The sequence below is a fragment of the Pseudohaliea rubra DSM 19751 genome (assembly GCF_000764025.1).
In the GTDB taxonomy this organism is placed as follows: Bacteria; Pseudomonadota; Gammaproteobacteria; order Pseudomonadales; family Halieaceae; genus Pseudohaliea; species Pseudohaliea rubra.
This window is the reverse complement of the sequence record NZ_KN234750.1, coordinates 64,841-75,971: the sequence shown is the minus strand read 5'-3', so window position 1 is coordinate 75,971 and position 11,131 is coordinate 64,841. Positions and strand designations below refer to the sequence as shown.

Sequence of the window (11,131 nt, the reverse complement as noted above, 5' to 3'; positions counted from 1 at the left end):
ACACCATTCGGCGGGCTTTGCTGCGACGAGCCCGCTGTTCCAGGCGAGTCGCTCCTGCGGGGGTTGGCGAGCTTGGGCGACACCGATGACTTACGTATACTGCCCGCTGATCCGGTGATGGCGCGATGTCTTGCCCAAGCCTTCTCTCATAGCTTTTGCCCTGTCTTTCTTGCTTGCGCTCACCGCCTGCGGCGGCGGCGGGGAAACGAATGTCGAGCGCGGCAACCGGGAGGGCATCCTCCACTACGGCAACGGCAGCGAACCGCAGGGCCTTGATCCGCACGTCGTCACCGGCGTACCGGAGAATCACCTGATCCGCGCCCTCTTCGAAGGGCTGGCCGTGAAGAACCCGCATACGCTGGAGCCAGAACCCGGCGTCGCCGAGTCCTGGAACGTGAGCGAGGACGGCCGCGTGGTGACCTTTCACCTGCGCGCAGACGCCCGCTGGTCCAATGGCGATCCGGTAACCGCAGAGCAATATGTCTGGTCCTGGCGGCGGGCCCTGCACCCGGAGATGGGCAACCTTTACGCCTATATGCTCTACCCTGTGAAGAACGCCGAAGCCTTCGCCACCGGCAAGCTGGCCGACTTCGGTGAGGTGGGGGTCAAAGCGCTGGACCCGCGCACCCTTGAGGTGACACTGACGGAGCCCACGCCCTACTTCATCCAGCTCATGGACCACTACAGCACCTTCGCCGTGCACCCGGAGACCATCCTTGCGCACGGTGAGATGACCGACCGCTTTACGCGCTGGACACGGGTCGACAACATCGTCAGCAACGGGCCCTTCGAGCTTGCCGAATGGAAGCTGAACCGCCGCATCCGCATGACAAAGAGCGAGACCTACTGGGACAAGGGCCGGGTGCGCCTCAACGGGGTCGTGTTCTACCCGACGGAGAACGAAGTCAGCGAGGAGCGGATGTTCCGCGCCGGCGCGCTTCACTACACACAGTCTCTGCCCCTGAACAAGATTCCCATTTACCAGGCAAGGGAGGACTCTCCCTATGTTCAGGCGGCCTACCTGGGTACCTATTTTTACCTGGTGAACACGGAGCGCCCACCGCTGGACGATGTGCGGGTGCGCAAAGCACTATCCATGGCCGTGGACCGGGAAACGCTTTCACAGACCGTGATGCAGGGCTCCGTGGTGCCCGCCTACAGCATTACCCCACCCGGCACCCTCGGCTACGAGCCGCCCCGGGTCTTCGACCACGATCCGGAGGCTGCCCGGCGCCTCCTCGCCGAAGCCGGCTACCCGAACGGCGAGGGTTGGCCGGCCGTGGAGCTTATCTACAACACCCAGGAAGCCCACCGGAAGATCGCCGTCGCCGTGCAGCAGATGTGGAAGGACGTGCTCAACATCGAGATCACCATCGCCAATCAGGAGTGGAAGGTCTATCTAGATTCCGTCAGCACCATGAACTTCGACATCGCCCGCCGTGGCTGGATCGGCGACTATGTGGACCCGAACAACTTTCTCGATCTTTACCTCTCCGGCGGGGGCAACAACAACACGGGCTTTGCAAACCCCGTCTACGACGACCTGATCCAGAACCGGGCGCCCCGGGCGAAGAGCCGGGAGGAGCGCTACCGCCTGTTCCGGGAGGCCGAGGCCATGCTCATGGAACAGATGCCGATCATCCCCATTTATACCTACACCAGCCGCCACCTCATCCATCTGAGTGTCCGCGGCATGCCGGCGAACCTCATGGACTCACTGAACCTGCGCTACGTCTGGCTGGACCCGCACCAGGGCCGGACCAATGAGGAGACGAAGTAACATGGAGCGCTTTATCGCGCTCCGCCTCCTGCAGGCGATCCCTGTGATCCTCGCCGTGATCACCGTGACCTTCTTCCTCGTCCGCGTCGCTCCCGGCGGTCCCTTCGACAGCGAAAAGGCAGTCATTCCGGAGGTAAAAGCCGCGCTGGAACGCCAGTACCGCCTCGATCTGCCGCTGCTGCAGCAGTACACGGCCTACCTCGGCGACCTGGCCCAGGGCGACCTCGGCCCTTCCTTCAAGTACCCCGGACGCAGCGTCAACGAGCTGATTGCCGCGGGACTGCCGGTCACCGCCGAGCTCGGCCTCTATGCGCTGCTGGTAGCGGTGCTCATTGGCGGCAGCGCCGGTATCTTCGCATCCCTGAAGCCCAATACAGCGCAGGATTACCTGCCCATGGCCGCGGCCATGATCGGCATCTGCATGCCCACCTTCCTGCTCGGGCCGCTGCTGGTGCTGGTCTTCGGTATTCACCTGGAGTGGCTGCCGGTCTCCGGCTGGGGGGATATCCCCGGCGACAAGCTGCTGCCGAGCATCACCCTCGGGGCCGCCTACGCGGCCTATATTGCCCGCCTGTCGCGAGCCGGCATGCTCGAGGTGCTGAACCAGGACTATATCCGCACGGCCCGGGCCAAGGGCCTGCCGGAGTGGCAGGTGGTGGTAAAACACGCCCTGCGCGGCGGTCTGATCCCGGTCGTCGCCTTTCTCGGCCCGGCCTTCGCCGGCCTGCTCGCCGGCTCCTTCGTGGTAGAGACCATCTTCCAGATCCCCGGCCTCGGCCGCTTCTACGTACAGGCGGCCTTCAACCGGGACTACACCATGATTCTTGGCACCACGGTGTTTCTGTCCACGCTCATCGTGCTGTTCAACCTGGCCTCGGATATCCTCGCCGCCTGGCTTAATCCGAGGCTGCGGCACCAGTTCGGGAGCTCGCGATGAGCGACGTCGCGTCCACCCTCGAGTATGCCGAGGCCGGCACATCTCTCTGGCAGGATGCCTGGGTGCGGCTGCGCCGCAACCGGCTGGCGGTGTTCGGACTGGTCGTCATGGCGACCCTCATCGTGCTCGCCCTGCTCACCCCCTGGATCGCCCCTTACGCCTACGACGCGCAGGATCTGGACCTCGGTGCGACGCCACCCTCCGCAGCCCACTGGCTGGGCACGGACGTCTTCGGCCGCGACATGCTGACGCAGATCCTCTATGGCGGCCGCATCTCCCTGGCCGTCGGTTTTGTGGCCACGGCCGTGGCCCTTCTCATCGGCGTGACCTGGGGCGCCATCGCCGGCTATGCCGGCGGCAAGGTCGACGCGGTCATGATGCGCCTGGTGGACATCCTCTATGCGCTGCCCTTCATGATTTTCATCGTCCTGCTCATGGTTGTCTTCGGCCGCAACGTGCTGCTCCTGTTCCTCGCCATCGGCGCCGTGGAATGGTTGACCATGGCGCGGATCATGCGCGGCCAGGTGCAGAGCCTGCGCCAGCAGGAGTTTGTGGAGGCGGCGATCTCCATCGGCCTGCCGACGACCACGATCATCCGCCGGCATCTGGTGCCCAACGCCCTCGGGCCCATCATTGTCTACACCACGCTGACGATCCCCCAGGTCATGCTCCTCGAGGCGTTCCTGTCCTTCCTGGGCCTCGGTATCCAGCCGCCGCAGACGTCCTGGGGCCTGCTCATCTCCTACGGTGCCGAGACCATGGAGGAGTATCCCTGGCTGCTCATCTTCCCCGGTGCGGCGCTGACCCTCACCCTGTTCTCCCTGAATTTCCTCGGCGACGGCCTGCGCGATGCGCTGGACGTGCGCGGGGCGAAGGACTGAGCGCCGTGGCCCTGCTCAGCGTCGACGACCTGAAGGTCAGCTTTGTAGGCCGCGCCGGGGTCACCCGCGCCGTGGATGGCATCAGCTTCACCGTGGAGAAGGGGCAGATCACTGCCATCATCGGCGAATCCGGCTCCGGCAAGTCCGTGGCCTGCTACAGCCTGCTGGGGCTCGTGCCCATGCCCCCGGGGCGCATCGACGGCGGCCGCGCCCTGTTCGAGGATCGGGACCTTCTGGCCATGAGTGAGCGAGAGCTGCGCGAGGTGCGTGGCCGCGATATCGCCATGGTCTTCCAGGATCCCATGACCTGTTTGAATCCCTACCTGCGTATCGGCGAGCAGCTCATCGAGCCCCTGGTCTACCACCAGCGCGTAAGCAAGGATGAAGCCCGGAAGCGGGCCCTCGAGCTCCTGGAGGAGGTCGGCATCCGCGACCCGGCGACGACCATCGACAACTACCCGCACGAGTTCTCCGGCGGCATGCGCCAGCGGGTGATGATCGCCATGGCGCTCATCAATGAGCCCAAACTGCTGATCGCCGACGAGCCCACCACGGCCCTCGATGTCACTATCCAGGCGCAGATCCTCCGCCTGCTGGCCGACCTGCAGAAAAAGCACGATATCGGCGTGATCTTCATCAGCCACGACCTCGCCGTGGTCGCCGACATCGCCGATCAGATCGCGGTGATGGAAAAGGGCCGGATTGTCGAGCACGGGAACCGGCAGAAGATTTTCCACGGGGCCGAGCATCCATACACGCGGAAGCTGCTGGCGGCCATTCCTGCCGGCAGCAGACCGGCCCCGGAGGCGAACGGCGATGTCCTCGTGGACGTACAACGGTTGCGCACCTGGTTCGGTGACCCGGCGGCACCCGTAAAGGCCGTGAACGACGTCAGCTTCAGCGCGCGCCGGGGCGAGGTCCTCGGCCTGGTCGGCGAGTCCGGCAGCGGCAAGTCCACCATCGGCCGCTCGCTCCTGCGTCTGGCGCCGGTCACCGGCGGCAGTATCTGCTTCGACGGCACCGAGTTGACCGGCCTCGAAGGCAGGGCACTGAAGGCCATGCGCCGGCGCATGCAGATGATCTTCCAGGACCCTTTCGCGTCCCTGAACCCGCGAATGACGGTGTACGACACGCTGGCAGAACCCCTGCTCCTGCATCGCATCGCCAACAGACGCAGCGTCGAGGAAAAGGTACTGAAGCTCATGGACGACGTCGGCCTGGCCCGGGCTTTCGTGCGCAAATACCCGCACGAGTTCTCCGGGGGCCAGCGCCAGCGCATCGCCATCGGCCGCGCCCTCGCGACCCGGCCGGACTTTGTCGTCGCCGACGAGCCCGTATCCGCCCTCGACGTGACCATCCAGGCGCAGATTCTCGACCTGATGCTTGAGCTCGGCAAGGAGTACGGGTTGACCATGCTGTTTATCTCTCACGATCTGGCCGTGGTGCGGCACATCGCCGATCGGATCATCGTTCTTTTCCGCGGCGAAATCGTCGAAGAAGGCACCGGCCAGCAGCTCTTTGAGGCGCCGCAGGAGGATTACACCCGGCGGCTGCTCGACAGCATCCCCGGGCGCGGCCTGCTGGCCTGAGGGTCGATGCACCGCATCGACGAGACACAGGACGCATTTTTTCACTCCGGGCGCCAATGCCAGCGTTGCCGCCGACATGAACAGGAGCCTCACACGATGAGCAATGAAGAACAGATCGCCTACTGGAACGGTGACGCCGGGCGCAAGTGGGCCGAGAAGGATGACATGATGGCTGCCATGCTCGGTCCCATCGCACGGGCGCTTCTCGAGCACTGCGATCCCGCCGGAGCGTCCAGCGTCCTCGATATCGGCTGCGGTGGCGGCAGCGAGACGCTGATGCTCGCCGAACGCCTCCGCGCAGGCTCCCGCGTTCTCGGCGTGGATGTATCCGCACCGCTGCTCGCCGTGGCGGCGCAGCGCCTTGCCGAAGCCGGGGAATTGCCCGTAGCGATGGACTTCCTCCAGGCGGATGCTTCCGAGTACCCCTTCGAAGCCGGCAGCTGGGACTTTCTCTTTTCCCGCTTCGGCGTCATGTTCTTCGATGAGCCGGTCGGGGCCTTTAGCAACCTGCACCGGGCGCTGGCCCCCGGGGGCACGATGGCGTTCTGCTGCTGGCAGCGCCTGCAAGACAACCCCTGGGTCGCTCTGCCGCTCAAGGCGGCGCTGGAGCATCTGCCCCCGCCCCCGGCGCCGGAGCCACACGCCCCGGGGCCCTTTGCCTTCGCAGACCGGGAGCGGCTGGCCCGCATCCTCAGCGAGGCCGGCTTCACCGCGGTGACCATCGAGCATCGCGACGTGACCATGGGCTGGGGCAGCGGCGGCGACCTGGCGCAGACGACGCGGGAGATGCTCAATATCGGGCCCGTAGGCCGCCTGCTTGCCGAGGAGAACGAGGCCGTCCGCCAGCGAGTGTACGACAGCGCGGCGAACGCACTTACGGCCTATTTCAGCGACGGACGCATCAGCCTTCCCGGGGCGACCTGGTTCGTCACCGCCCGGCGCGGCGACTGAGTCCGGCGCCATGGCTGAACAGGGGGTCGTCATCATCGGCGCCGGGGTCGGAGGCCTTGCGGCCGCCATCGACCTCGCTCGCGCCGGGCGCGCGGTCACCGTGGTGGAGCGGGGCGCGGCGCCGGGCGGCAAGATGCGGCGCATCCAGGTGGCCGGCCTCGGCGTAGACGCCGGGCCCACGGTGTTCACCATGCGCTGGGTCTTCGACGGCCTGCTCGCGGGCGCCGGCACGACGCTCGAGGAACACCTCGCGCTGCATGCACCGGAGCGGCTGGCACGCCATGGCTGGGAAGACGGCAGCCGCCTCGACCTGTGGGCGGACAAGGAGCGCTCGGCTGCCGCCATCGAGGCCTTCGCCGACGCACAGAACGCCCAGGGCTATCTTGATTTCTGCGAGCGCTCGGCAGACGTCTATGCAACGCTGCGTGACAGCTTTATCGACGCCCAGCGCCCGAACCCGTTGAGCCTCGTCGGCCGCGTGGGCCTGCACCGGCTCCCGGCCATGTTCCGTATCCAACCCTTCAAATCGCTCTGGGGCGTGCTCGGCGAGCACTTCACGGACCCTCGGCTGCGCCAGCTCTTCGGACGCTATGCCACCTACGTCGGTTCCTCACCCCTCGCTGCACCGGCCACCCTGATGCTGGTCGCTCATGTGGAGCAGGACGGTGTCTGGCTGCTGCGCGGCGGCATGCAGGCGCTCGCGCATGCGCTGAAGGATGTGGGCGAGTCCCTCGGGGTCCGCTATCGCTTCGAGACTGAAGCCGAGCGGATCGAGGTACATGGTGGCGCGGTCACAAGCGTTACCCTCGTCGGGGGCGAGCGCCTGCCGGCGGAACGGGTCGTGTTCAACGGCGACGCCTCGGCCCTCGGCCGCGGCCTGCTCGGGAACGCCGCACTGCGCGCAACGCGACCCGTCGACGCGCACCGGCGCAGTCTTTCTGCGGTGACCTGGTGCCTGGCGGGCAGGCCCGAAGGCTTCCCGCTGGACTTCCACAACGTGTTCTTCGGCTGCAATTACCCTGCCGAGTTCAAGGCGATCTTTCGCGACCGGACGATTACGGCGACGCCAACAGTCTACCTCTGCGCCCAGGATCGGGGGCCCTGGCCGGCAGCGGGCGAGGACCGGGAGCGCATGTTGCTGCTGGTCAACGCCCCCGCCGATGGCGACCGCGGCGGGGTGAGTGACGACCTGCTTGCCGAGTTGCAGCAGCGGGTCACGGGCCTCCTGGAGCGCTGCGGCCTGTCTCTCGCGCTCGGCGGCGAGGACTGCCGCGTCACCCGCCCGCAGGATTTTGAGGCCCTGTTCCCGGGCTCCGGCGGCGCACTCTATGGTCGCGCCTCCCACGGACCGCTGGCGAGCTTCGCACGCCCCGCAGCCCGGAGCCGGGTCCGCGGGCTTTACCTCGCCGGCGGCAGTGCCCACCCCGGCGCCGGCGTACCCATGGCCGCCCTCTCCGGCCGCCTCGCTGCGCAGGCTCTCCTCAACGACTAAAGGACCTCCCCATGACAACCATCGGTACGCCCTTCACGCCTTCGGCAACCCGCGTGCTGCTCTGCGGTGCCGGCGAACTCGGCAAGGAAGTGGTCATCGAGCTCAAGCGCCTGGGCTGCGAGGTGATTGCCTGCGACCGCTATGCCAATGCGCCGGCCATGCAGGTCGCCGATCGCAGCCACGTGCTCTCCATGCTCGATGGAGACGCGCTGCGCCGGGTAATCGAGGCGGAGCAGCCGCAGCTGGTGGTACCGGAAATCGAGGCCATCGCCACCGCTACGCTGGCCGAACTCGAAGCCGAGGGCTATCAGATTGTGCCCACGGCCCGCGCCACGCAGCTCACCATGAACCGGGAGGGTATCCGCCGGCTGGCGGCGGAAGAGCTGGGGGTACCGACCTCACCCTACCGCTTCGCCGGGTCCGAGGCGGAGTTCCACGCCGCAATCGCTGAAATCGGTACACCCTGCGTGGTGAAGCCCGTGATGAGTTCGTCCGGGAAAGGCCAGAGCACCGTCAAGACACCGGCCGATGCGCCGGCGGCCTGGGCCACCGCACAGGCCGGCGGACGCGCCGGCGCCGGCCGGGTCATCGTCGAGGGCTTCGTTGAATTCGACTACGAAATTACCCTGCTTACGGTGCGGCACCGGGACGGCACAAGCTTCTGTGCCCCGATCGGCCACCGCCAGGAAGATGGCGACTACCGGGAATCCTGGCAACCGCATCCCATGGCGCCCGCAGCCGAAAAAGCCTGCCGCGTGATTGCCGAGCAGGTCACCGGCGCCCTTGGCGGCTACGGGCTCTTCGGGGTCGAGTTCTTCGTCAGCGGCGATCATGTCTTTTTCAGCGAGCTGTCGCCGCGCCCGCACGATACCGGCATGGTTACGCTGGTATCCCAGGATCTCTCCGAGTTCGCCCTCCACGCCAGGGCCATCCTCGGCCTGCCCATTCCCGCCATCGAGCAGCGCGGGCCCGCGGCGTCAGCGGTGATCCTGCCCACAGGCGACAGCCAGGATATACGCTACGGCAGCCTGGACAGCGCCCTCGCCGCACCGCAGACAGACCTGCGCCTGTTCGGCAAGCCGGCCATCGCCGGGCGCCGGCGCCTGGGCGTTGCCCTCGCCCGCGCGCCCTCCATCGACGCCGCCCGGGACAAGGCCAGACAGGTGGCGGCAACCGTCGCGGTCAGTTTCGGCGACAGCTGACCGCCGCCCCGGGGTCGGGGAAGCAGGGACCTTGCAAGAGGGCCTTCGCACCACTCAGGGCGCCTCCAGAGCTACCCGTTCCGGAAAGCGGCGATCAGCCTTGAAAGCCGGACACTGCCCCCCCATATCCTCTACGCGGGTGCTCGATGAGGCCCGCGAACTGATATTGCTTCTTTGGAGGATATGACAATGCGTAGCACCATCGATTTTACCCCGCTCTACCAGTCAGCGATCGGCTTCGATCGCATGGCGTCCCTGCTGGACAACCTTGCCCGCGACGGCAAACCCAGCTATCCGCCGTACAACATCGAGCTGGTGGAGGAAAACCAGTACCGCATCACCATGGCCGTCGCCGGCTTCGCCGAGGAGGACCTGGAGATCACCACGGAGCAGAACACGCTGGTGATCGCCGGTCGCCAGAAGGCCCGGGACGACCAGCGTGAGTACCTGTACCAGGGCATCGCCGAACGGAACTTCGAGCGCAAGTTCCAGCTCGCCGAGCACGTTCGCGTGGAATCGGCCCGCCTCGAGAACGGCCTGCTCCACGTCGAGCTGAAGCGCGAGATCCCGGAGGCCATAAAGCCCCGCCGCATCGCCATCGGCAACGGCAGCGATCTGCTGGAGCAGCAGGACGCCGCCTGAGGCGCATGCCGCTGCGAAAGCAGCGGCGGATCGAAAGGCGCCAGTCCGTGCGGGCTGGCGCCTTTTTTGGGTTCATAGTAGCTTTCCGGGGCAGATGGCGGAGGATGTCCCCGGCCTTACCCTTCGGGAACGCTCCCCGAGACTCATACATCGCAATGCCCCGGGCCGGCTGCGGGAGGGTGCCCCCACCAAGCGTGTATCGGGGAGCGACTGGGGGCATCCTCCAGCACCTGCCCCGGAAATCGACGATGAGTTTTCCTGGTGTGTCGCAGCTTTCCGCGACAGCTCGACCTCAGGCTGCGCTATCAGCGGCCTCGCGAATACGCGCGACCATGGCACGCAGCCCGTTGCCCCGGGTCGGCGAGAGGTGGCGAAGCAGTTCGAGCGCCTCGAAGTAGCCGTCGATATCGAAGGCGAGAATCTCTTCGGGCGTGCGGTTGTTGTAAGCGGCGAGGACCACACCGAGCAGTCCCTTCACGATGAACGCGTCCGAGTCGACGGCCAGCTGCAGCCGGCCGTCCTTCTCCGTGATATCCATCCAGACCTGGCTCTGGCAGCCGCGCACGAGGCGATCCTCCGTGTGCAGCGCCTCCGGCAGCACCGGCAGTTCCCTGCCGAGGTCGATAATATAGCGGTAGCGATCCTCCCAGCTGTCGAAGAAGCCGAGGCTGTCGACGATATCGTCGCTGGTGATGGCTTCGCCGAAAGGATTCGCGGGGGCGCTGTCGCTCATAAAAATCTCGTGCCAGGCACTAGTAGAACATGCCCGTTTCAAGCTGGGCTTCCTCGGACATCATGTCGCGATGCCAGGGCGGATCGAAGACCAGCTCCACGGTCACCGCGCGCACATGAGGCACCTGTCGTACCCGGTACTCCACATCGCCGACGAGCACTGGACCCATACCGCAACCGGGTGCTGTAAGGGTCATGGCGATACCCACCTGGCCCGACGCCTGGTCGATATCGACCTTGTAGATCAGACCCAGGTTGACGAGATCCACCGGGATTTCCGGATCGAAGACGGTGTGCAGCGCTTCCCAGACCTGTTCTTCGCTGATGCGGCCGTCCGAAGGGGGCTCGAAGTCCAGCGCCATGGGCTCGAAGCCCAGAGCATCCGCATCTGTGCCGTCCACACGCACCATGTTGCCGTTGTAGACAACCGTGTAATTGCCGCCGAGGGACTGCGTGAGGGTGACAAACGTGTGTGCCGGAATCGTCACCGGGTCACCCACGGGCACAAGGCGCCCCGGGCAATCCCGGTTTGTGGTCAGTACCGTGCGTTCCTGGGAAGACACGACGCTATTCGACGCTGAAGCTCTCGCCGCAGCCGCACTCGGCCACGACGTTCGGATTGCGGAATTTGAGGGTGCGGTTAACCCCCTCGCGTTCGAAATCGATCTGTGTACCGCGCAGGAACTCCACCGCCGCTTCCTCGAGATAGAGCTCGATGCCGTTCTCGAGGTTGACGGTTACATCGCCATCCTCCGCCGACGTCACTTCCTCCATCACATACTTAAAGCCCGTGCAGCCGCTCTCGCGCACGCTGATGCGCACCGCCGGCAGCCCCTTCGCCTCGAGACTGGACCGGAAGTGCTCCGCCGCCGCCGGGGTCACGGACACCGGCTGACCGTGCATGTCGAAAGTCTCGACAGTCATC

11 protein-coding genes are annotated in these 11,131 nt (G+C 66.0%); 8 read left to right on the top strand and 3 right to left on the bottom strand.

Features of this window, described 5'->3' with window-relative positions; genetic code table 11:
- Positions 1-130: 130 nt before the first annotated feature.
- From HRUBRA_RS03965 to HRUBRA_RS03930, 8 genes are all read left to right on the top strand, one after another.
- Entirely contained in the window at positions 131-1,780 is a 1,650-nt protein-coding gene (locus tag HRUBRA_RS03965; RefSeq protein ID WP_052094351.1) for a peptide ABC transporter substrate-binding protein, read from the top strand.
- A gap of 1 nt (position 1,781) precedes the next feature.
- Entirely contained in the window at positions 1,782-2,717 is a 936-nt protein-coding gene (locus HRUBRA_RS03960; RefSeq protein ID WP_035514708.1) for an ABC transporter permease, read from the top strand.
- The gene (locus tag HRUBRA_RS03955; RefSeq protein ID WP_035514706.1) at positions 2,714-3,598 is read left to right on the top strand and encodes an ABC transporter permease; all 885 of its coding nucleotides are present in this window, start codon (positions 2,714-2,716) and stop codon (positions 3,596-3,598) included. Before HRUBRA_RS03960 ends, HRUBRA_RS03955 begins: the two co-directional genes overlap by 4 nt.
- A gap of 5 nt (positions 3,599-3,603) precedes the next feature.
- Positions 3,604-5,187 carry an ABC transporter ATP-binding protein gene (locus tag HRUBRA_RS03950; RefSeq protein ID WP_035514704.1) on the top strand — a complete coding sequence of 528 codons (1,584 nt, stop codon included), beginning with the start codon at positions 3,604-3,606 and terminating at the stop codon, positions 5,185-5,187.
- 96 nt (positions 5,188-5,283) lie between these two features.
- Entirely contained in the window at positions 5,284-6,138 is an 855-nt protein-coding gene (locus tag HRUBRA_RS03945) for a class I SAM-dependent methyltransferase (protein ID WP_035514702.1), read from the top strand.
- A gap of 10 nt (positions 6,139-6,148) precedes the next feature.
- The gene (gene crtD / locus HRUBRA_RS03940) at positions 6,149-7,630 is read left to right on the top strand and encodes a 1-hydroxycarotenoid 3,4-desaturase CrtD (RefSeq protein ID WP_035514701.1); all 1,482 of its coding nucleotides are present in this window, start codon (positions 6,149-6,151) and stop codon (positions 7,628-7,630) included.
- Between the two features lie 11 nt (positions 7,631-7,641).
- A complete protein-coding gene (gene purT / locus HRUBRA_RS03935) occupies positions 7,642-8,832 on the top strand; it encodes a formate-dependent phosphoribosylglycinamide formyltransferase (RefSeq protein WP_035514699.1) in 1,191 nt (396 codons plus the stop codon).
- A gap of 189 nt (positions 8,833-9,021) precedes the next feature.
- A complete protein-coding gene (locus HRUBRA_RS03930) occupies positions 9,022-9,474 on the top strand; it encodes an Hsp20 family protein (protein WP_035514697.1) in 453 nt (150 codons plus the stop codon).
- Positions 9,475-9,766: 292 nt separating this feature from the next.
- Here the strand turns inward: HRUBRA_RS03930 and HRUBRA_RS03925 are convergent, their stop codons facing one another.
- Genes HRUBRA_RS03925 through HRUBRA_RS03915 form a run of 3 tightly spaced genes read right to left on the bottom strand, consistent with a single transcriptional unit; the run spans position 9,767 to position 11,130 of the window.
- Positions 9,767-10,207 carry a SufE family protein gene (locus tag HRUBRA_RS03925; protein ID WP_035514695.1) on the bottom strand — a complete coding sequence of 147 codons (441 nt, stop codon included), beginning with the start codon at positions 10,205-10,207 and terminating at the stop codon, positions 9,767-9,769.
- 19 nt (positions 10,208-10,226) lie between these two features.
- Positions 10,227-10,769 carry a putative Fe-S cluster assembly protein SufT gene (gene sufT / locus HRUBRA_RS03920; protein ID WP_052094350.1) on the bottom strand — a complete coding sequence of 181 codons (543 nt, stop codon included), beginning with the start codon at positions 10,767-10,769 and terminating at the stop codon, positions 10,227-10,229.
- Between the two features lie 4 nt (positions 10,770-10,773).
- A complete protein-coding gene (locus tag HRUBRA_RS03915) occupies positions 10,774-11,130 on the bottom strand; it encodes a HesB/IscA family protein (protein WP_035514693.1) in 357 nt (118 codons plus the stop codon).
- Between the last annotated feature and the right edge of the window lies 1 nt (position 11,131).